Below are 21,007 nucleotides of genomic sequence, written 5' to 3' on the forward strand. Positions count from 1 at the left end.
GTGGTTAAGAAACTTACTCAATGTCGTTTTAAAGTCACAAAGCATAAATACATGTTTAAACATCTAATTTTGTACTTATCTTTGTATCAACAAAAAAAACAAAAAAATCATGGCAACAGAAACAGCAACAAAATGGGTTATCGACCCAATGCACTCAGAAGTACAATTTAAAGTTAAACACTTAGTTATTTCAACCGTAAGTGGCTTTTTCAAAAGCTTTAACGGTGAGTTATTAACTGATAATGATGATTTTGAAAATGCTGAAATTGATTTCTCATTAGATATCAACAGCATTGACACTAACCAGACACAACGCGACGAGCACTTAAAATCAGCCGAGTTTTTTGACGCTGAAAAATACCCTCAGATTAACTTCAAATCAACTTCATTCACCAAAACAGATGATGAAGAATATGAATTGAAAGGTAACCTGACCATTAAAGATCAAACTAAGCCGGTAACCCTTGACGTAGAATTTGGTGGCTCTGCTGCTGACTTTTATGGCAACACCAAAGCAGGTTTCGAAATTAGCGGTAAAATTAACCGTAAAGATTTCGGTTTAACCTGGGACGGCGTAACCGAAGCCGGTTCAATTGTAGTTGGTGAAGACATTAAATTGTTGATCAACATTCAATTCACTAAACAAGCTTAATTGTTTTAATACTGTTGCTGTGTTTTAACATTTAAAATGCCGCTGTTGTTAAAGGATCCAAACAACACGGCATTGTTGAAGTCACAAACAGGTTAAAAATTATGATACCAAAAAGCCATTCGTTTAACACGATTGGCTTTTTGGTTTTAAGGTGATTAAGTATTTTAGCGCTATAGCTAAACCTTATGAAAAACCTGTTAGGCTTGATTCTATTACTATTTCTTATACCGGCTTGCAATCCGGGCGATCCCAAAAGTAAAGTATACACCAAATTACAAAACATAACGAGAAATGATAGCCTTCTCAAAGCAAATAACGACACTGTTGTTATAGACACCGAGCATGGATTTAAGTTTACGCAATACGAATTGCAAGAACTTTATAAACGAGAACCTGCATTTCACGAAAGCGAATATCCCGATGCGCCGGAAACTGCTTATAACGACAGGAAGACTGCTGACTTTAATAGTGAGTTAGGGAAAGATATTTATTATACTTTATATGCCACTTCCTGAGTAAGTCTCATTCCTCTAAAAAATACACTGTGAGGCGAAAAAAATTGATCATAATTTACAGGGATATCAATTACATTTTTGGCGGTTTAGCGCAGGGCGGCACTTATTTCGGACATCAGCATACACGCATTTTAGGAGATGCCGAATACTCGCTCTATTTAGGTGATTTTTATGATTGTTACGATGAACGAACTTATGATATAACTAAACAAAAGAAATTATATCTCAACGCTCTTCATCAACAAATAACAGATGAATTAAGCACAAATTACGATATTCAGAAAAATGAAAAATCCGATTTAAAAAGAGATTTATTTGAAAAAGTAAAGGGACTTGATACCTTGATAACTGATTACTTCTACTTGGAAAGCGCCCGAACATTCCAATACTCAAATTATTAACATAACCCATATCAAACTTACGAAGTTTTAAAAACTTCGTAAGTTTCCATATCGTTGTAATAACATGATTTTAAGCGCGTTCAAGCCTCGTTTTTAAACCAAGTAGCGCTATATTTGTTCAAATACTATGCTAATTAAAATATATCCCGAAAACCCTAATCCAAAAGCTATTGAGCAGGTGGTGGAGGTGTTAAAAAAAGGCGGCCTCATCATATACCCTACCGATACCATTTACGGTTTGGGATGCGATATTACCAATCACCGTGCTATTGAGGCTATTTGCAAGATCAGGAACATCAAGCCCGAAAAAGCTAATTTCTCGTTCATTTGCTATGACTTGAGCCATATCTCTGACTACATCAAACCGATTGACAATACTACCTTCCGCGTACTGAAAAAGGCTTTGCCTGGTCCGTTCACATTCATATTTAATGCAAGCCATATGGTGCCCAAAATGCTTAGCTCCAACAAAAAAACAGTTGGTATCAGGGTGCCTGATAATGATATAGCCCGCGAAATTGTTCGTGTTTTAGGTAATCCGATCCTGTCAACATCAATAAGGGATGATGATGATATTATTGAATACTCAACAGATCCGGAACTGATCCATGAGAAATATGAAGATCTGGTTGATATTGTAATTGATGGTGGCTACGGCGACAATATCCCATCAACCATAGTTGACTGCACTACCGGCGACTTTGACATTATCCGTGAAGGTAAAGGCGATTTGGAGTTATATTTATAAGGCACTGAATAATCTTAGCGATGCTGTGCGAGGGCCGCGTTAGGGATTGTAGTGAAAAGCCCACAGCGCGGGTGGCCATTGAGAGTGGGAAAGGCGAGGACTTGTAACGGAAAGCCCGGGCCGCAGGCAACGCCCATACCATCGAATCAATCAAAAAACACACTACGTTAAAATCCTTATAAAAAATAAAGCAATCTCCAAACTATACAGAGCGGCTCTGCCTATTTGGGATTGCTTCGTTCCTCGCAATGACGTAATGAAAAAACCTACGGCCTTATACCTTTTATAAACCCGTCTATTTTATCCATATACCCATCCTCGCCTAAAAGTTTTACAAACCTGCTGCCTATAATAGCACCGTTAGCGTAGTTACACGCTTTAGCAAAGCTGCTGCTATCGGTAATGCCAAAGCCAATAATAGTAGGGTTTTTCAGTTTCATTGCAACAATGCGTTTATAGTACTCTTCAACACTGTCGCTTAATTTAAGGTTATAGCCTGTTATGGTTGATGATGATAACAAGTAAATAAAACTGTTGCTTAAACCATCGATTTTACGGATCCGTTCTTCGGATGTTTGAGGCGTAACCAGGAATATATTACTTAAGCCGTTATCAATAAAGTGAGACGAATACAATGTTTCGTATTCATAAATAGGCAAATCGGGTACGATGATGCCATCAACCCCTACTTCGGCAGCTTTTTTGCAAAAACGCTCGATACCATATTGAACAATTGGGTTCAGGTAGCCCATCAACAAGATAGGGATATTTACACGGCTGCGCAATTCGGCCAGTTCTTCAAACAAAACTTTCAGGCTCATACCATTTTCAAGCGCAACTTCTGAGCTGTGTTGAACAGTTGGGCCATCCGCAACAGGATCAGAGTATGGAAAACCAATCTCCAGGAAATCAGCACCTGATTTTTCAAGGGCTTCGGCAATATCAACCGTGGTATTTAGCGCGGGATAACCTGCTGTAAAATAGATGGATAACAGGTTATTAGTTTTTGATGCAAAAAGCTTGTTTAAACGGTTCATGGTATTTTATTTGTCTGAACTCGAATTAAACGAATTATAGGAATTAATCGAATTTCAAAATTCTGTCTATTCACTAAATTCTCTTAATTCGAGTTCAGATCTTTTTAGTAGTTAAAATATTTAATATAAGTATCCAAATCCTTGTCTCCCCTGCCCGAAATGCAGATCACTACATTATCGTTGGCCTCAAACTTCATTTTCTCCAATTGAGCCAAAGCATGGGCTGTTTCAATGGCCGGGATAATCCCTTCTAACTGGCAGCAAAGCAGGCCGGCCTGCAAAGCTTCATCGTCGGTAATACTTACGTATTCGCCGCGGTGGCTTTTAAATAAATGCGCATGCTGCGGACCAATACCGGGGTAATCCAAACCAGCCGAAATAGAATAAGGCTCAACAACCTGTCCATCTTCAGTTTGCATTAAAATAGTGCGACTGCCGTGCAATACACCCTCATTGCCCAAAGCTGTGGTAGCAGCAGATTCTCCGCTGTTTACACCTTTACCTGCTGCTTCAACAGCTACCAGTTTCACACTTTCATCATCCAGAAAATGATAAAACATGCCCATGGCATTGCTACCGCCGCCCACACAGGCCAATACATATTGAGGTAGCTCGCTTCCTGTGTATTCTACCAATTGTTTTTTTGTTTCGGCCGAGATTATCGACTGAAAACGGGCCACCATATCAGGGTACGGATATGGGCCAACTACTGAACCTATAATATAATGTGTATCAACCGGGTTGCCTATCCAATCGCGCAGGGCCTCGTTGGTTGCATCCTTAAGCGTTTTACTTCCCGATGTTGCCGGCACCACTTTAGCGCCCAGCATTTTCATACGCGATACGTTAGGTGCCTGGCGGGCCATATCAATTTCGCCCATGTAAACCACACATTCAATGCCCATCAAGGCGCATACAGTTGCTGTCGCTACACCATGCTGACCGGCACCGGTTTCGGCAATGATACGTTTTTTGCCAAGGCGTTTGGCCAGCAGGATCTGCCCTATGGCATTATTGATTTTGTGTGAGCCGGTATGGTTTAAGTCTTCCCTTTTAAAGAAAATATTGGCGCCATATTTTTCCGAATATCTTTTAGCGTAATATAAAGGAGAAGGGCGGCCTACGTAGTTTTTTAGCAGATCGTCAAATTCGGCTTTAAAACCGTCATCATTTATGATAGTGAGGTATTGTTGCCTTAATTCCTCTACGTTAGGGTATAACATTTCGGGAATGTACGCTCCCCCAAAATCGCCATAATAACCTTGTTCGTTAACTCCGTATTTCATCTGCTGTATTTTATTTTTGACGATGTTAAATGCGTCTTTTAGTTTTTCGATATTCTTTAAACCCGGTTCAATTTCAAACCTGCTGTTAAGGTCAACCCCGTAAAATTGGGGATGTGTGATATTTTTAACTTCTGCTATATTTTCGGAACCTATCCCTCCTGATAAAAAGAAAGGAACGTCCAATTTGTATTGATCAAGAATAGCCCAATCAAACGTTTTGCCCGAGCCGCCGTATATTTTAGTTTTGGTATCGAACAGGAAAAAATCAACATTGTTCGCGTAATCTTTTAATTGTTCAAAATCAAACTCTTCGTTAAGTCCAAATGCTTTTATTACAGTTACCCTACCTTTAAAAGCTGCGCAAAACTCCGGACTTTCATCGCCATGCAATTGAATAGCGTTAAAACCATATTCGGCAATCAACTTATCTATATTTTCAACGCTCTCGTTTACAAAAACACCTGTTTTTTGAATTGAAGCCGGTACCCCCTGCAGCGCGTCTGCTGACAAACCGGCTGCATAACGCGGTGTTTTATCATAGAAAATAAAGCCTACATAGTCTGGCTGTAAAGCCGCGACCGCTTCAATATTTTCAGGATGTTTTAAACCGCAAACCTTTATTTTCATGGCTTAGTTCTGCAATAAATTATTAAAGCTTTTAAGCGCTTTTTTACCAAGCAATGCTTCTTCGGCTTCATAAAAACAATCGCCAAAAGTTTTTTCAGGGCATATAGTTTTAATGGCAAGCGCGGCATTTGCTAAAACAACGTTATTTTGAGCAAAAGTGCCATCGCCTTTGAGCACGTTACTGAATATGGTCGCCGAAGCCTCTACAGTATCTCCGCCGATGATCTCTTTAGGATCAAGCAATTCAAAGCCAAGGTCCTCAACACTGTTGATCTTTTCGCCATCGGCCGAGAAAGTTTTAAAATCGCAGGTTAAAGAGATCTCATCATACCCTTCCAGCGCGTTTATAATAGTATACTTTGTAGTTGATTTTTGGTAAAGATAGGCGTACACGCGGGCAAGCTCCAGGTTAAACACTCCCACCAGCTGATTGTCGGGCTTAGCCGGGTTAACCATTGGACCAAGCATATTAAAGAAGGTTTTTACACCCAACTCCTTACGGATAGGCGCTACCATTTTCATAGCCGGATGGAACAGCGGCGCATGCAAGAAACAGATATTTGCCTCATCCGTACTGCGTTTCAGCTTATCCATATCATTGGTAAACCGATAACCCAGGTACTCCATCACATTTGACGAACCACAACCTGATGATACACCGTAGTTCCCATGCTTGGCTACTTTATAACCCGCGCCCGCAACTACAAATGATGCCAGCGTTGAAATGTTAAACGTATCCTTACCATCGCCGCCGGTACCGCAAAGGTCAATAAGGCCATCCGTTTCCAGATCTACAGGCAGGCAAAGTTCCAGCATGGCATCACGAAAACCTTCCAGTTCTTCAACGGTAATGCTCCGCATACAATAGGCCGTCATGAAGGCAGCCATTTGCGCGTTGTTGTACTTACCCTGCGCAATGTTCATCAAAATACCTTTAGATTGTTCCCTGCTAAAGGTTTTGTGCTCAAAAAGATGATTAAGTATCTGTTTCATTTGCTCGCCCCCCGGCCCCGCCCGCTGGCGGGGAGTTGGTATAGTTAGTTTTTAATTTAATTCGCCCCCCGCAAATTCTCCTCCGCCAGTTGGCGGACGCCGGGGTGCAACAAAAAAGGGCTGCCGTATGGCAACCCTCCTGAATATATTTTTCAAACAAACATGGAATTGCCTTACGATTACTCGTTAAGCCACCACCAATTGTTGTTTAATTTGTTCATTGTTACTTGTTGGCACAAATATGTAAATAGTTTTTATAAAAACAAACAGAATTTATTTAGTTGGTGAATTATTGATTTAAATATTGAAAAGCTATTTAAATCACCTTAATAAGAGCGTCATTGCGAGGCACGAAGCAATGACGTCTTTTTTTGTTTTAAATACTTCTGAGCAATCTACGGTTCGCATAATTTCAATAATTTAGTTGTTGATTTATCAATCGATCATAAGTCACTAATCAACCCATGGCTATACGTAAAGAGAAAATTAATCCGGAAGACGATCTTGGTTTTGGTACCCAGCCGGTTATAAAAAGCCAGCCAGTTATCAATAAAGATGGTACCATTAATGTAAAGCGTACCGGTCTGCCTTTTTTAAGTACAGCTAATAATTACCATTCGCTGATTACCATGAGCTGGCGCAAATTCTGGGTTATTGTTTTCAGCGCCTATTTTACAGTCAATATCATTTTTGCCCTGATTTACTTTTCACTGGGGTCAGATGTTTTAGACGGTAAAAGCGGCACCAGTGACTTTGACCGTTTTATGGATGCCTTCTTTTTTTCGGCACAAACTATATCAACGGTAGGTTACGGGCATATCAGTCCCAGAGGCATTATGCCTAATACCATTGCCGCGCTGGAATCGATGATGGGTTTACTGGCTTTCGCGTTGGCGACAGGTCTGCTTTACGGGCGTTTTTCACGCCCATCGGCCAAGATCATGTACAGCCGCAATGTGCTTATCGCCCCCTATCGCGATGGCGGCAAAGGCCTGATGTTTCGGCTGGCAAATGAGCGCAAAAACATTCTGATCGATTTGGAGATGGAAGTTGTTTTTAGCTATAACGACGAGGAGAACGGCAAAACGGTACGGAAATTTTTCCAGCTGGAACTGGAGCGCACCCGGGTAAGTATCCTTACACTGAACTGGACAGTGGTTCATCCGCTTGATGATAACAGCCCGATCAAAGATATTACTCCGGAAGAGCTTCAACGCCGCCAAGCCGGCCTAACTGTCAGCCTCAAAACATTCGATGATACTTTTTCACAAACCATCCACTCACGTACCTCTTATCAGTACGATGATTTTATATGGGATGCCAAATTTAAGCCTGTATTCGAGCGCGATGAAACAGGCCGCGTTGTATTGGATTTGAGCAGGATAAGTGCCTATGATTTGATTGGTCATTAGGTCATTGCGTCATTAAGTCATTGACTTTTCGCATGTAAAAAATGGCTCAATGACCTAATGAAATAATGACTAACGTAGTAACGGATCCCGTTCTTTTGTAAAAACGTTATAGACCATCTTATCTAAAAAGGCAGGGATAAATTTGCTGAGGGCTACAGTTAGCTTTCCCTGGCCGGTCATGATGAGGGTACGGCTCCGGTTTTCTATACCATCGGCTATAATTTTTGCTACCTCATCGCTGGTCATCATTTTTTGTTCTTCAAGTGTACTTTCACCTTGCTGCTTACCTTCGCTGTTTAATGCAGTATTGCGGATGTTTGACGCGGTAAAGCCGGGGCAGGCGGTTAATACATGTACGCCGGTTTTTAGGTTTTCAACTCGTAAGGAATCTAAAAAGCCATTCATAGCAAATTTTGACGCCGAATAACCCGAGCGGCCCGGCAAGCCTTTATAGCCTGCTATAGATGATACGCCTACTACGCTTCCTTTAGTTTTGATAATTTCGGGCAGGGCATATTTGGTACAGTAAACCGTACCCCAAAAATTAACATCCATTAAAGTTTTCAGCACTTTAAGGTCGGCATCTTTAAACAACGACCGCATGGACATACCTGCATTGTTAATAAGTACATCAACTTTGCCAAATGTGGTAAGGGTTTGTTTAATGAGTTGTTTGCAATCCTCCTCAACAGTTACATCACATTGAATGGCAAGGGCTTTGATCTTATACTCCTGCTGTAGCTTTTCGGTGATCTGGCAAAGGGTAACGTATTGCCTTGCCGCCAATACCACATGGGCGCCACGTTTAGCACATTCATAAGCAAGTGATTTTCCGATACCCGACGAAGCGCCGGTAATTATAACAACCTTATCATTTAACTTCATACGAAGGAGGAATTAGCTGGGGGATGCCCTCCACCTTAAGTTCGGGCACCTTAAATAAATATTTGGAGGCGAAGATAATCATCGCGCCATAATATTCCTTAAGGTGTATCCAGCTAAATTTAACCTTGTTTTGTATGTTGAAGTTGATGATATATGTTTTGGGGAAATAGTAATTTTTGAACCCGGCAAGCCTGATACGGTACGAGTAGTCGATATCATAACCATAGGTATGGAAACGTTCATCCATCAAGCCTATGTGATTAAGGGCTTCTTTACGGAGCAGCATAAATGCGCCATTAATAATATCCGATTCAGAAGTTTGAAACTCCTCAACCCAATCCTTACTCTCCGGATTGGTGAGCCTTGATTTAGAGAAGTGCTTTGCCAGGCCTGTTAACTTAAAAAAGGTTTCCCATGGCTTATTAAAACCGCGTTTTGACTCTTTCAGAAATTTACCTTCGGGAGTTATCATGCGCACACCTAAACCACCGGCATCGGTATGCATATCCATAAACTCCAAAGCTTTCTCAACCGTCTTTTTGCCTGTAATTGTATCCGCATTGACCAGTAAAATATACTCGCCAATAGCCAACTTAAGCGCATGGTTATAGGCACGGGCCATACCCTCGTTTTTATCGTTAGCTATGATTTTCACATCAGGAAATTCGGTATTAAGCATGGTCAGGGATTTGTCGGCCGAGGCATTGTCGACCACAAAAACCTCGTGACTTACGTCCTGGGCAGCCCTGATCGCTGCATTCAGGGCAATTCTGAGCAGATTACAGGAGTTATGGCTTACAAAAACTATAGATAGTTTCATGCTTACTTTGATAGTGAATTTTCATACGGAACGCGGGTAGCTATGGAGCGGCCCAAAGTTATCTCGTCCACGTACTCTAATTCACCACCAAAAGCTATGCCACGAGCTATAGTTGTAATGGTAATATTGAAACTTTTTAATTTTTTATGAAGATAGAACAGTGTTGTATCCCCCTCCATGGTAGCGCTGAGGGCAAAAACCACCTCTTTCACCTCGTTATCCACTGTTGGTTTAAGACGCTCAACCAGGGTATCCACCTGCAGGTCTGACGGCCCAACGCCATCCATTGGCGATATTAAGCCGCCAAGCACATGGTAAATGCCATTAAACTGGTTGGTATTTTCGATAGCCATTACATCGCGGGTATCTTCAACCACACAAATCAGGCTATGATCACGACGGTGCGATGAGCAGATCTCGCAAACCGGCAAATCAGATATGTTATGACAAACGCGGCAAAACTGTATTTCGTTGCGGAGCTTGGTTACCGCCGTACTAAAACGCTCAACATCCTGCTTATCCTGGTTAAGTAAATGCAACACCAAACGCAGCGCGGTTTTCTGACCAACACCCGGCAATTTGGCAAATTCGGCAACAGCATTTTCCAGTAATTTGGACGAAAAATTCATTACGCGAAGATAAAGTTTTTTAAATAACATATCCACCACGTCATTGCGATGCACGAAGCAATGACGGGAAGCAAAATCCCTTCCAACAATAATTACCTTTTTTAAAAAAAGATTCCGACTTTAGAAAAACATTATAACACACACCTATGTCGCCCGGAGTATTATTATCATTTATCATCGGTTATTTTCTGGTATTACTTATCATCTCCTGGCTTACATCAAAAAAATCGTCGGATAATGATACATTCTTCGTAGCCAACCGAAACTCCAAATGGTACCTGGTTGCCTTTGGCATGATAGGTACAGCGTTGAGTGGGGTTACATTTATCTCGGTACCGGGCAAGGTTGGCACCGATCAGTTTGCTTACTTTCAGTTTGTGCTGGGCAACGCGGCCGGTTTCATCATTATCGCCACGGTATTGCTTCCGCTATATTACCGGCTTAAGCTTACATCTATTTACAGCTACATTGAAGGGGCTTTGGGAGTTTGGAGCTATAAAACTGCTGCTGCTATCTTTTTAGTGAGCCGGGTAATTGGCTCTGCCTTCAGATTGTACCTGGTAGTTATCGTATTGCAGAAGTTTATTTTTGACAGCTATCATGTGCCCTTCGCGGTTACGGTACTTATTTGTTTGCTGCTTATCTGGTCGTACACCTTTAAAGGAGGGTTAAAGACCATTATTATTACCGATAGCCTGCAAACATTTTTCCTGGTGCTATCTGTTTTCCTGTCGATATACTTTATTTGCCAAAGCCTGCACATGAATATTTTTGAAGCTGCCGAAACCATCAAAAACAGCAGCTACTCCAAAATATTTTTCTTTAACGATTTCATGAGCAGCAAGCTGCACCTGGGTAAACAGTTTTTAGGCGCCATGTTCATTACCATCGGCATGACCGGGCTCGATCAGGACCTGATGCAAAAAAACCTCAGCCTTAAAAACATCAAAGAGGCACAAAAAAACATGTTCAGCTTTGTGGGCGTTTTTGTGGTGATCAATATCTTTTTCCTGAGCGTTGGCGCCTTGCTGTATATGTACGCAGCTAAAAACGGTATCAATGTCACCAAAACCGACTACCTGTACCCTACCATAGCACTGCAATATTTGGGACTTGTACCTGCAATGATATTTATGCTTGGATTAACTGCAGCCACTTTTGCAACCACAGATTCAGCCCTTACCGCGCTAACCACCTCTTTCTGTGTCGACTTTTTAGACTTTAATAAACGCGCGGATGTAAACAGCAAAAAAATGGTAGCGGTTAGGCATTGGGTGCACATAGCCTTTTCGGGGCTGATGTTTTTGACCATTATCATATTCAACGCCATTAATAATGAGGCTGTGGTAAGCGCCATATTCAGCGTGGCCTCCTATACTTATGGCCCATTGCTTGGGTTGTATTCGTTTGGCTTGTTTGTAGGCAACAGGCAGGTAAGGGATAAACTGGTACCTTTCATTTGCGTACTCTCTCCTGCTATATGTTATTTTTTAAATGCCGAATCAAAATCAATTTTAGGCGGATATGTTTTTGGTAACGAACTCATCATTGTAAACGGGTTAATTACATTTATCGGGCTCCTGGCCTTTTCGAGTCGGAAAGTCGGGGAAGTCCGTCAATCAGAAAGTTAAAAACTTAATAATTACCTAATCGAAATCTATTTTCTTTGTACTTTGCGTAAAGTAAGACAAATGTAATCCACTTCCGGACTTTCGGACTTCCCCGACTTCCGGACTAATAAAAGGCTATGACAGGTGAAGATAAAATAAGACAAGCGTTTGAGAACAAAGACTGGCAGGAAATTAAAGTTACCGACTCCTGGCAGATATTTAAAATAATGGCCGAGTTTGTTGACGGCTTTGAGAAACTGGCCAAAATTGGCCCCTGTGTATCCATCTTCGGATCGGCCCGTACGCACAACGATAACAAGTACTACAAACTGGCCGAAGATACCGCCCGCCTACTTACCGAGCATGGTTACGGTGTAATATCAGGCGGTGGCCCCGGTATCATGGAGGCAGCCAACAAAGGGGCATATGAAAACGGCGGTAAATCGGTAGGATTGAACATCGAATTACCTTTTGAGCAGTTTCACAATAAATATATCGACAGGGATAAGATCATGGAGTTTGATTACTTCTTTATCCGAAAGGTTATGTTTATGAAGTACTCGCAAGGTTTTATCATTTTGCCGGGCGGCTTTGGTACTATGGACGAATCGTTCGAGGCCATCACCCTTATCCAAACCGGTAAAATTGCCCGTTTCCCTATCATTTTTGTTGGTGTTGAATACTGGAAAGGCTTGTTTAGCTGGGTTGAAGAAAAAATGCTGAACGAGCAGCACAACATTAACCCCGACGACCTTAACCTGTACCGCGTTGTTGATACCGCCGAAGAAGCGGTTGAACACATCACCCGGTTCTACAACAAATACGTACTTAAGCCAAACTTTTAACAGGCTTCAAAATAAAAAATGCCGCTCCGTTAAGGGCGGCATTTTTTGTTGGTATAGTTTAAGTAATTGATCTGCTATTTCATACTTTGCTTAGGTGCAGCCTCTTTTGTAGCGGCAATCTCCTCGTTCACCATATCAACCATCGAACTCACTTCGTCCAGTACCGCCTGATCCGAACCGCTGTAGCCACGCATACTAAACCTGATGTTGCCATTTTTATCAATAATGAACTTTGTTGGGATAGCCTCTACTCCAAACTGCGACACTACTTTTGCCTGCCTGCCATCGGTACCCTTTTCATCAAATAACACGGTAAAGGTGTACTTGTTATCAGCAATAAATTTCTTCGCGGCATCGGCGTAATTATCTCCATTTTCCCAGGTATCGATAAACAGGAATTTCACATTCGGATCGCTTTTATATTTGTTGACGGCAAGCTGCATACCGGGGAACGATGCCTTACAAGGCCCGCACCAGGTGGCCCAAAAATCAACAACAACAGTTTTCCCCTTCAAATCGGCCAATGAAACTGCATTGCCACTAAAATCCTTCAGGGTGAAAGAAGCAGCAGGTTTATTGATCATTTGTTTAGCCAGCTCATCGTGTTTCTTTTGGTTTGATATTTTGCTAAGGGCTGCAAAATATACATCAAAGCCTTTATCATTTTTATTTAAGCCTACGTAAGCTTTTTTTAGTTCATCATTGAGCACGCTGGTTCCACGGCCGGCTTTTAAAGCTTTTTCAATAACAGTTTTCGACTCGGCATATTTACCCAACGCGTTTAATATCAAAACATAATGCTCATTTGTTGTTGGATCATTGTCCTTATCGTAGTCATAAACCTCCTTCTGATATTTCAGCGCTTCATTGTATTTTTTTTGGCGATAAAGAATATAAGCATAACTATCCTCGTAGGTATTATACATACCCCTACTTTGTTTTTCCACGTCGCTTTTTGAATAAAAAGGAGAAGCCTCGGCTTTTTTTAGTTTGTCTGATATAATATCAAGCGATTGTTTCGATAGTTTTTCTGCCAGTTCAAGCTTTTCTCCTTTTACGGCCCAGTCGTAAGCAATATTGTTATAGCTGCCTGCCAAATTTGTTTTACTTTTTACCTGCGCCACATAGTTTTCAAATGCCTTGTTATCGCCTGCTTTTAAATAGCCAATTGCCAGCTGGGTACGAACATAATCAACATTAGCATCTTTTTCATCAGGATATTTACTTGCGAAATCTTTGTAAAGCGAATCGCGTTTACCTAATTCCTTTTCCATTGCCATAGCATAAATGGCATCATTTTTCACCATTTCGCCGGTAGGGAATTTGGCTTTTATCACCTTTTTCAATGAATCGGCCGCTGCTTTTTTATCCAAATCGTTGAGAATGTAGGATGCAAGACTAAGATCTTTTTCCTTGTCGCTTTTTTTAAGCGATTTAACTTTGGCTTCCATCAATGCTTTAGTATTCGGCGACGCTTTTTTTGACATTAACCAATAGTAGCTGGCTTCATATTTCTTTTCATCATTGGGATAGGTTTCGTATTCGTTTTTAAACAGCTCGAATGCTCTATCATTATCGGCCTTGATTTTCCCAAAATTGGAGGCAAGGTTACTAATCAACGCATAAGCTTCCAGTTCATTAGCGCCCTGAACAGGCTTCTTATCTCTATAAATTGCATACATATAGCCCTTATCACCATTATTGTCAATATCGGCACCGCTATAAACTTTTACAAAAAAAGCCTTTGCCATAGCAGGAATCTCAAACTCACCTGTTAAAGTATCGTTTGAGGGTTTCAACACTACCTCTGAAACCGGATAGTCTTTCCCATCTAAAAAGTATACCCGCGCGCTGATGTCTTTTTTTTCGGCAAGTGGCGAGCCTGCGGGCGTATAAGTCATCTGCAATTTTTCAGAAGCGGAAGGATAATTATTTGATAAGGTAAGGCGGGAGTTTTGCGCAAAGGCGCATTGCATAGCCAGCAAAGCCGGCACCAGCAGGATTGATTTGTGTGGTTTCATAGGTTTAATTATTTGGTTTATTTAAAGTTAAGTACTAACTATTGAAAATACGATTAGGTTGCAATTAATTATTTCATGCTTTGTTTAGCAGTTGCAGTGGCTTCAACGGGTACCGGCTCTTTTGCGCGAAAGCACATTCCATAGCCAGCAAAGCCGGCATCAGCAGGATTGATTTGTGTGGTTTCATAGGTCTAACTAATTGTTTAGTTAAGTTAGGAACAAATTATTTTAAATACAATTATTTTAACAATAATTAACGCTAATGATTTATTTTGCACCATGGACACTTCCGCCCAAAATAAACCGCAGAAGGCTTTAGGCTTTATTTTTATTACTTTACTGATTGACGTAGTAGGCTTAGGTATCATTATACCGGTACTACCCAAACTCATTGAAAAACTAATCCACGCGGGTTTAAGTGAGGCTTCGCTTTACGCCGGCTTTTTAACACTGGCCTACTCAGTGATGCAATTCCTGTTTTCGCCAATGATCGGTAACCTAAGCGATAAATATGGTCGTCGCCCGGTTTTGCTTTGCTCGCTATTAGGTTTTGGTGTCGATTATTTGTTCCTTGCTTTTGCGCCATCTATTGGCTGGTTATTTTTAGGACGCGCCATTGCCGGAATTACCGGCGCCAGCTTTACAACCGCATCAGCCTACATTGCCGATGTAAGCACGCCCGAAAAACGCGCCCAAAACTTTGGAATGATAGGTGTTGCCTTTGGTCTTGGGTTTATTATTGGTCCGGCCATTGGCGGTGTATTGGGTAAAATGGATGTTCAGTATCCATTCTTTGCCGCCGCTGGCTTAGCATTCTTAAATGCTATTTACGGTTTCTTTATCCTGCCCGAATCGCTTGATGACGCGCACCGTCGCCCGTTTGATATAAAAAGGGCAAACCCATTGGGTTCATTATTACAATTAAAAAAATACCCATCGGTAATGGGCCTGGCGCTTTCGCTGTTCCTTGTTTATTTTGCCGGGCAAGCCGTACAAAACGTTTGGACATATTTCACTTTCGAAAAATTTAAATGGGGCGAGGACACCGTTGGATATTCCCTGGCCTTTATTGGCTTAATGATAGCCCTTGTACAGGGAGGGTTAATGCGCATTATACTACCTAAACTGGGCATGGAACGTTGCATTTGGGTTGGCTTGTTACTTTACAGCGTCGGCCTGATCTTGTTTGCCATGGCTACGCAAGGCTGGATGATGTTTGCCTTTATGGTACCTTACGCGCTTGGCGGTATAGCAGGCCCGGCACTACAGGGCATCATGACCAACCAGGTACCTGCCAATGAACAAGGCGAATTACAGGGCGGCTTAACCAGCCTCATGAGCTTGAGCGCTATTTTTGGCCCCTGGGTAATGACTACCTTGTTTTATTATTTCACTAACGATAAAAGACCGTTCTTTTTACCGGGAGCACCATTTATTTTAGGTGCGATACTCATGCTGATAAGCGCTTTACTTGCCATACGCAATTTTAAAAACGTAAAGAAAACCTCGGCAAAGGATATTGATACCGTAGCAACATTGCATTGATACAAGAACCATGTCATTGCGGCAATCGCATGCTATACAGAGCGGCCACGCTTCCGTGCGATTGCATCGTCGTTCCTCCTCGCAATGACACTTTTTTTGTATTTCCAACACCTGTCGCGATAGCAAAAAAGCAAGTATAAATTAAAGATAAAGCTGTAAAACACCTCATAATAAAACTTTTAACCTGCTTAAACCTTTATCATTATTAATGAGCGCCAAACCTAAAAAAAAACATACCGCCGCCTTAGGGTTTATCTTCGTAACGCTTTTTATTGATGTGTTGGGTTTGGGTATCATTATTCCGGTAATGCCTTCGCTGCTCGAAAAACTGGGTAATATGGATGTGAGCACCGCCGCGCAGTACAATGGCTATCTCACTTTCACCTATGCCTCTATGCAGTTCCTGTTTTCATCACTACTGGGTAACCTAAGTGACAGGTACGGGCGCAGACCGGTGTTATTGGGTTCACTGATTGGGTTTGGGATAGATTATATTTTTATGGCCTTTGCCCCTACTGTAGCATGGTTATTTATTGGCCGGGCGATAGCGGGCTTTGCCGGGGCCAGTAATACCACAGCAACGGCTTACATAGCCGATATCAGTACCGGCAAAAACCGGGCGGCTAACTTCGGTTTGGTTGGGGCAGCATCAGGACTTGGGTTTATCATTGGCATAGGTACAGGAAGCTTTTTGGGTGCGCTGAATGTGCGGTTCCCGTTTATGCTGGCTGCAGGACTGGCTTTGCTAAATGCCACCTATGGATACTTTGTATTGCCTGAATCATTAAATATTAAAAACCGCAGGCGTTTTGAGTGGAAAAAGGCTAACCCAATAAGCTCATTACGTAACTTATCGCGCTATCAATCTTTGACAGGATTAATTGGGGCGTTTTCATTAGTATATATCGCACAAAAAGCAGTTGAATACGTATTATCTTTTTACGTAACAGAAAAATTTGACTGGGCCCTCAAAAGCATTGGCTTTTTAGGTTTTTTTATCGGCATTGTGCTGGTAGCTATACAGGGAGGATTGATCAGATACACCATCCCCAAATTTGGACAGGAAAAAAATATCGTAGCCGGACTACTATTTTATACCATCGGCTTAACACTCATCGCCTTTGCCAACCAGGGATGGATGATGTACGCTTTCATGGTGCCCTATTGCCTCGGCGGCATTTCGGGGCCATCGCTACAAGGGATGATCACCAGTACGGTATCCCCCAAAGAGCAGGGCGAGTTGCAGGGCTCATTAACCAGTATCAGCAGTTTGGCGGTGATCATAGGGCCACTATTGATGAGTTCGGTATTTCATTTGTTTACCCATCGCAATACATCAACCTATTTTCCGGGCGCTCCGTATATTTTGGGAGCGGTTTTAATGCTGATAGCTGTTTTCCTGGCGATAAGGAGTTTTAAGAAAACCGGGGTGGTTGATTCAAAAGAAGTGGAAGCGGTACCGTAATTTCACAGGTTCAGAATGCGCAGGCCAGCGTTAGGGATTGCAGCGGATACCGGCCTTGAGCGTAATGCCTGCAGGCGTATGAGCGGAAAGCCCGGGCCGAAGGCAACGCCAAATTGATAACAAAATTCAAGAAAACATATCTAACAATCCACTATAGGGTCCGAAGCAATCCCAAATAGGATAAATAACAAATTTTGTTATAACAACTTCCAACGTCGCCCTCTTGGCCGGGCGGGCCAGTTACTTTACCTTAGATGCAAAGTAACCAAACATCAAGACAAAAAAATGCTTCTGCCCACAGGCCATACACCCTCCCCCCTTTTTTANTGCCCACAGGCCATACACCCTCCCCCCTTTTTTATCGGGCCGACGCTTCTTTTTAAGGTGGGATAATATCGTTTTTAAATAAGGGAATTGTTTAATCCAACCCGCTCACACCACCTGATATCACAAACTTCATGACATCTGCCGCGCTCTTATCCATTGGCTTTACTTTATCGGCAGCAACAATTACAACCTGGCCGGCAAACGAGTAGGAATATGGAAAATACACAGCTACCTCACCGGGTAAACCGATCTTTGCCAGATCTTTCTGAACAAGAAAACCTATCTTTTTTAAGCCGAACTCGTTAACCTCAACCAGTACCGGCTCATTGAACTTTTTCTCTTCGCCAACAAAGGCTTCGGTGAGATCTTTTATTGAGGAATACAGGAACGCGAAAATAGGCAAACGCGCAAACCAGCGCTTGAACCAGGCTTTAATGGGCTCGGTAATTACATTGGTAACCAGAACCCCCATTACCATGATCACCACAACCACGTTCAGGATGCCGAGGCCGGGAATGTATATGTGTTTTCCAGTTTTATCAACCAGAAAATCACTCAGGTTTAATGCCTTATCAATGCTGGCCACGGCCCAGTACATCAGGAAAATAGCTGCACCCACCGGCACAACCACCAACATCCCTTTTACAAAATACCTGAATAATACCCGCGCTACCTTGTTCATTTTAACCCCAGATTTCTACTCGTAAAAGTACACTCTTTTTACCCTTTGTGAAATATTGGTTAATATTTCATAGGGAATGGTACCTATCTGCTTTGCCAGTTCTTCAATGCGCTGGTGCTCGTCGAATATGATTACCTCGTCGCCTTCGCGCACATCCAGTCCGCTTACGTCGAGCATACACATGTCCATTGTAATGTTGCCCACCGTGGGTACTAACTTACCTTTTACGAGCATTTTGCCAACGCCTTTACCAAAAGCGCGCAGATAACCATCGGCATAACCAATTCGAATAGTAGCTATTTTACCGTCTTTAGCCAAACTGCCGCTACGGCTGTAGCTGATGGTTTCCCCTGCCCCAATCTTTTTAACCTGGGCAACACTTGTTTTTAAGCTGGCAATAGGCTGCAAGCCTGCATCAGAAGCCGGCACCGACGAATCAATCCCATACAACCCAATCCCAAGTCTAACCATATCATAGTGAGCCGATGGCCAGCGGATAATGCCCGCCGTATTGCAAATATGTTTGATCACTTTGTATCCCAGTGTACGCTCAATCTCTTTAAAGGCTTTCTCAAAACGCTTGATCTGTTTTTTGGTAAACTCGTCATGTTCCGGTGCTTCACTGGCCGCCAGGTGCGAAAATACCGACTGTACCCTCACATACCGGTTTGCCTCCAGCATATCGCACAGGGTTTCTATCTCGTAGTTTTCAAAACCAAGGCGGTGCATACCCGTATCAATTTTAAGGTGTACCGGGTAATTGGAAATACCCTGTGCCAAGGCATAACCCACAAAATCATCCAATAAACCGAAACTATAAATTACCGGCTCAAGCTTGTATTCGGTAAGTTTGTCAAATGCGGAGGCTTCCGGGTTAAGCACTTTAATGGGTAGGATGATGCCTGCCTGACGTAAGGCCACCCCTTCATCAATATAAGCCACCGCCAGGTAATCAACCTTGTTATATTGCAGCATATTGGCCACTTCAAACGTACCGCTGCCATAACTAAAAGCCTTAACCATAGCCATTACCTTTACACCCGGTTTAAGCTTTGATTTATAAAAGTTCAGGTTGTTTAGTAAAGAGTTCAGGTTAATTTCCATTACCGTTTCGTGCGCCTTTTGGGCCAGGGCACGGCTTACCTGCTCAAACTCAAAACTGCGCGAACCTTTGATCAGGATAGTTTCTTCTTTAAAACTAAGCGTTTTTAATTGCTGAAGCAGCGTGGTGGTATCGGCAAAAAAATGCTGCTCAGCAACATCAAAATATTGCTGATGGTTAAGCAATGCTTCACCTACGCCAACAAACTTGTCTATCTTTTTAGCCCTGATCAATTCGCCAACCTGCTTATACAGTATATCTTGCTGCAAGCCCGACTGGTAAATATCCGACAGAATGAGCGTCTTTTTCTGATGCTGATTTTGCTGTGATAAAAAGTTAAGTGCTATTTCAAGCGACTGCAGATCTGAGTTATAAGAATCATCAATAACAGAGCAGTTGTTTACCCCATTTTTTAACTCCAACCGCATGCTTACCGGAGCAAGGCGCTCAATACGCTTATCAGCCTCTACCGGACTATAGTTTAAAGCCAGCATTGTTGCCCAGCAGGTAATAGCATTTTCAACCGATGCCTGATCGGTAAATGGAACAAGGCACTCAATCTCCTTACCCTGGTAGCGGGCGCGGAAGTAGTAATTTTTGGAGATCGCCGTTTCGCTGAAAACATAAAGATCGGCCTCGCGAAATTTACGGCTCCAGGTAAAAGTTTCGTTGGCAGCGATATCATTTTCATAACCGATTAACTGATCATAATTGTGAATAAGCAGTTTGCTGTTTTTAAACAGTCCCAGCTTTTCCAGCAATTTTTGCTTTGGCGATTCAAATCCCTCGTCATGCGCCGGGCCAATATGGGTAAGCACCCCTATTTCCGGTTTGATAATGGCTTCCAGCTTATCCATTTCATTTACGGTGGAGATGCCCGCTTCAAAAATGCCCAGGTCGTTCCGCTCGTTGATTTGCCATACCGATAAGGGAACGCCAATTTGGGAGTTATAACTTTTAGGATTACGTACGATATTTTTATCGGCCGAAAGCAGCTGGTAAAGCCATTCTTTTACTATTGTTTTACCATTACTACCGGTAATACCAATAACCTGCAAGTTAAATAGGCTCCGATGATACGCAGCAAGCGTTTGCAAGGCTGCCAATGGATCGGGCACTATCAAAAAGTTAGCGCCAGGCAGGTTAAACTCCGGACCATGCTCAACCACAAAATTGCGCACACCACCGGCATAGGCCTCGGCAACAAACTCGTGCCCGTTGCGCCTGCCGCTCAGGGCAAAAAATAAGCCCTCGGCAGGATTGTTGATCCGGCGGCTATCAGTAAAAAGCGCGCTGATGGTATATTCTTCAACGATGTTACCATCGGCCTTGATGATCTTTTTTATAGCGGAGATAGAGTACGTGTTATTGGGCATGCTGCTAATTTGGAGATATTAAAACAAAT

The 21,007-nt window shown here is 42.3% G+C and carries 18 protein-coding genes; 9 read left to right on the plus strand and 9 right to left on the minus strand.

Translation table 11 applies throughout. The features are described 5' to 3' along the window. The first annotated feature begins 109 nt into the window (after positions 1-109). The 4 genes from DUL71_RS24625 to DUL71_RS24640 all read left to right on the plus strand — a co-directional run bounded on the left by DUL71_RS24625 (position 110) and on the right by DUL71_RS24640 (position 2,316). Positions 110-652: a YceI family protein gene (locus tag DUL71_RS24625; RefSeq protein WP_112569978.1), complete on the plus strand. Its 543-nt coding sequence runs from the start codon at positions 110-112 to the stop codon at positions 650-652. 185 nt (positions 653-837) lie between these two features. Further along, positions 838-1,167, plus strand: coding sequence for a hypothetical protein (locus DUL71_RS24630; protein ID WP_114940523.1), 330 nt, complete (start codon positions 838-840; stop codon positions 1,165-1,167). A gap of 44 nt (positions 1,168-1,211) precedes the next feature. After that, a complete protein-coding gene (locus DUL71_RS24635; protein WP_114940524.1) occupies positions 1,212-1,568 on the plus strand; it encodes a hypothetical protein in 357 nt (118 codons plus the stop codon). A gap of 127 nt (positions 1,569-1,695) precedes the next feature. Further along, positions 1,696-2,316: an L-threonylcarbamoyladenylate synthase gene (locus DUL71_RS24640; RefSeq protein WP_112569976.1), complete on the plus strand. Its 621-nt coding sequence runs from the start codon at positions 1,696-1,698 to the stop codon at positions 2,314-2,316. Positions 2,317-2,582: 266 nt separating this feature from the next. Here DUL71_RS24640 and trpA read toward each other — a convergent pair whose 3' ends face one another. From trpA to trpD, 3 genes are all read right to left on the minus strand, one after another. Continuing rightward, complete coding sequence (trpA, locus tag DUL71_RS24645; RefSeq protein WP_114940525.1) at positions 2,583-3,353, minus strand: tryptophan synthase subunit alpha; 771 nt, start codon at positions 3,351-3,353, stop codon at positions 2,583-2,585. 104 nt (positions 3,354-3,457) lie between these two features. After that, on the minus strand, positions 3,458-5,266 hold the full coding sequence (locus DUL71_RS24650) for a bifunctional phosphoribosylanthranilate isomerase/tryptophan synthase subunit beta (RefSeq protein ID WP_114940526.1): 1,809 nt from the start codon (positions 5,264-5,266) through the stop codon (positions 3,458-3,460). A gap of 3 nt (positions 5,267-5,269) precedes the next feature. Further along, on the minus strand, positions 5,270-6,259 hold the full coding sequence (gene trpD, locus DUL71_RS24655) for an anthranilate phosphoribosyltransferase (protein WP_114940527.1): 990 nt from the start codon (positions 6,257-6,259) through the stop codon (positions 5,270-5,272). Positions 6,260-6,723: 464 nt separating this feature from the next. Here trpD and DUL71_RS24660 point away from each other — a divergent pair, with 464 nt between their 5' ends. Continuing rightward, on the plus strand, positions 6,724-7,671 hold the full coding sequence (locus DUL71_RS24660; protein WP_114940528.1) for an ion channel: 948 nt from the start codon (positions 6,724-6,726) through the stop codon (positions 7,669-7,671). A 69-nt stretch (positions 7,672-7,740) separates the two neighbouring features. On the opposite strand, the gene DUL71_RS24665 is transcribed toward DUL71_RS24660, so the two are convergent. Genes DUL71_RS24665 through recR form a run of 3 tightly spaced genes read right to left on the minus strand, consistent with a single transcriptional unit; the run spans position 7,741 to position 10,005 of the window. Further along, complete coding sequence (locus DUL71_RS24665) at positions 7,741-8,556, minus strand: SDR family oxidoreductase (protein WP_114940529.1); 816 nt, start codon at positions 8,554-8,556, stop codon at positions 7,741-7,743. Then, entirely contained in the window at positions 8,543-9,376 is an 834-nt protein-coding gene (locus DUL71_RS24670) for a glycosyltransferase family 2 protein (RefSeq protein WP_114940530.1), read from the minus strand. The genes DUL71_RS24665 and DUL71_RS24670 overlap by 14 nt, the downstream gene beginning before the upstream one ends. 2 nt (positions 9,377-9,378) lie before the next feature. Beyond that, a complete protein-coding gene (recR, locus tag DUL71_RS24675) occupies positions 9,379-10,005 on the minus strand; it encodes a recombination mediator RecR (protein WP_114940531.1) in 627 nt (208 codons plus the stop codon). A 146-nt stretch (positions 10,006-10,151) separates the two neighbouring features. Here recR and DUL71_RS24680 point away from each other — a divergent pair, with 146 nt between their 5' ends. Both DUL71_RS24680 and DUL71_RS24685 read left to right on the plus strand, forming a co-directional pair. Continuing rightward, positions 10,152-11,636, plus strand: a complete 1,485-nt coding sequence (locus DUL71_RS24680) for a sodium:solute symporter (protein ID WP_114940532.1) — start codon at positions 10,152-10,154, stop codon at positions 11,634-11,636. Positions 11,637-11,752: 116 nt separating this feature from the next. After that, positions 11,753-12,460 carry an LOG family protein gene (locus DUL71_RS24685; RefSeq protein WP_112569956.1) on the plus strand — a complete coding sequence of 236 codons (708 nt, stop codon included), beginning with the start codon at positions 11,753-11,755 and terminating at the stop codon, positions 12,458-12,460. 74 nt (positions 12,461-12,534) lie between these two features. Here the strand turns inward: DUL71_RS24685 and DUL71_RS24690 are convergent, their stop codons facing one another. Beyond that, a complete protein-coding gene (locus DUL71_RS24690; RefSeq protein WP_114940533.1) occupies positions 12,535-14,481 on the minus strand; it encodes a TlpA disulfide reductase family protein in 1,947 nt (648 codons plus the stop codon). 279 nt (positions 14,482-14,760) lie between these two features. On the opposite strand from DUL71_RS24690, the gene DUL71_RS24695 reads away from it, so the two are divergent. Both DUL71_RS24695 and DUL71_RS24700 read left to right on the plus strand, forming a co-directional pair. Continuing rightward, positions 14,761-16,026 carry a TCR/Tet family MFS transporter gene (locus tag DUL71_RS24695; RefSeq protein ID WP_114940534.1) on the plus strand — a complete coding sequence of 422 codons (1,266 nt, stop codon included), beginning with the start codon at positions 14,761-14,763 and terminating at the stop codon, positions 16,024-16,026. Positions 16,027-16,234: 208 nt separating this feature from the next. Further along, positions 16,235-17,491 carry a TCR/Tet family MFS transporter gene (locus DUL71_RS24700; protein WP_114940535.1) on the plus strand — a complete coding sequence of 419 codons (1,257 nt, stop codon included), beginning with the start codon at positions 16,235-16,237 and terminating at the stop codon, positions 17,489-17,491. 418 nt (positions 17,492-17,909) lie between these two features. On the opposite strand, the gene DUL71_RS24705 is transcribed toward DUL71_RS24700, so the two are convergent. Both DUL71_RS24705 and DUL71_RS24710 read right to left on the minus strand, forming a co-directional pair. After that, complete coding sequence (locus DUL71_RS24705) at positions 17,910-18,500, minus strand: DUF502 domain-containing protein (protein WP_114940536.1); 591 nt, start codon at positions 18,498-18,500, stop codon at positions 17,910-17,912. Between the two features lie 15 nt (positions 18,501-18,515). Continuing rightward, the gene (locus DUL71_RS24710; protein ID WP_114940537.1) at positions 18,516-20,978 is read right to left on the minus strand and encodes a bifunctional UDP-N-acetylmuramoyl-tripeptide:D-alanyl-D-alanine ligase/alanine racemase; all 2,463 of its coding nucleotides are present in this window, start codon (positions 20,976-20,978) and stop codon (positions 18,516-18,518) included. Positions 20,979-21,007 lie beyond the last annotated feature (29 nt).

The sequence above is a fragment of the Mucilaginibacter endophyticus genome (genome assembly GCF_003351025.1).
GTDB classification, from domain to species: Bacteria; Bacteroidota; Bacteroidia; order Sphingobacteriales; family Sphingobacteriaceae; genus Mucilaginibacter; species Mucilaginibacter endophyticus.

What these genes read in the sequence shown, in the direction of transcription:
- DUL71_RS24625 (WP_112569978.1), top strand. Translation starts at nt 110, where the DNA reads ATGGCAACAGAAACAGCAACAAAATGGGTTATCGACCCAATGCACTCA.
- DUL71_RS24630 (WP_114940523.1), top strand. Translation starts at nt 838, where the DNA reads ATGAAAAACCTGTTAGGCTTGATTCTATTACTATTTCTTATACCGGCT.
- DUL71_RS24640 (WP_112569976.1), top strand. Translation starts at nt 1,696, where the DNA reads ATGCTAATTAAAATATATCCCGAAAACCCTAATCCAAAAGCTATTGAG.
- trpA (WP_114940525.1), bottom strand. Translation starts at nt 3,353, where the DNA reads ATGAACCGTTTAAACAAGCTTTTTGCATCAAAAACTAATAACCTGTTA.
- DUL71_RS24650 (WP_114940526.1), bottom strand. Translation starts at nt 5,266, where the DNA reads ATGAAAATAAAGGTTTGCGGTTTAAAACATCCTGAAAATATTGAAGCG.
- trpD (WP_114940527.1), bottom strand. Translation starts at nt 6,259, where the DNA reads ATGAAACAGATACTTAATCATCTTTTTGAGCACAAAACCTTTAGCAGG.
- DUL71_RS24660 (WP_114940528.1), top strand. Translation starts at nt 6,724, where the DNA reads ATGGCTATACGTAAAGAGAAAATTAATCCGGAAGACGATCTTGGTTTT.
- DUL71_RS24665 (WP_114940529.1), bottom strand. Translation starts at nt 8,556, where the DNA reads ATGAAGTTAAATGATAAGGTTGTTATAATTACCGGCGCTTCGTCGGGT.
- DUL71_RS24670 (WP_114940530.1), bottom strand. Translation starts at nt 9,376, where the DNA reads ATGAAACTATCTATAGTTTTTGTAAGCCATAACTCCTGTAATCTGCTC.
- recR (WP_114940531.1), bottom strand. Translation starts at nt 10,005, where the DNA reads ATGAATTTTTCGTCCAAATTACTGGAAAATGCTGTTGCCGAATTTGCC.
- DUL71_RS24680 (WP_114940532.1), top strand. Translation starts at nt 10,152, where the DNA reads ATGTCGCCCGGAGTATTATTATCATTTATCATCGGTTATTTTCTGGTA.
- DUL71_RS24685 (WP_112569956.1), top strand. Translation starts at nt 11,753, where the DNA reads ATGACAGGTGAAGATAAAATAAGACAAGCGTTTGAGAACAAAGACTGG.
- DUL71_RS24690 (WP_114940533.1), bottom strand. Translation starts at nt 14,481, where the DNA reads ATGAAACCACACAAATCAATCCTGCTGGTGCCGGCTTTGCTGGCTATG.
- DUL71_RS24695 (WP_114940534.1), top strand. Translation starts at nt 14,761, where the DNA reads ATGGACACTTCCGCCCAAAATAAACCGCAGAAGGCTTTAGGCTTTATT.
- DUL71_RS24700 (WP_114940535.1), top strand. Translation starts at nt 16,235, where the DNA reads ATGAGCGCCAAACCTAAAAAAAAACATACCGCCGCCTTAGGGTTTATC.
- DUL71_RS24705 (WP_114940536.1), bottom strand. Translation starts at nt 18,500, where the DNA reads ATGAACAAGGTAGCGCGGGTATTATTCAGGTATTTTGTAAAAGGGATG.
- DUL71_RS24710 (WP_114940537.1), bottom strand. Translation starts at nt 20,978, where the DNA reads ATGCCCAATAACACGTACTCTATCTCCGCTATAAAAAAGATCATCAAG.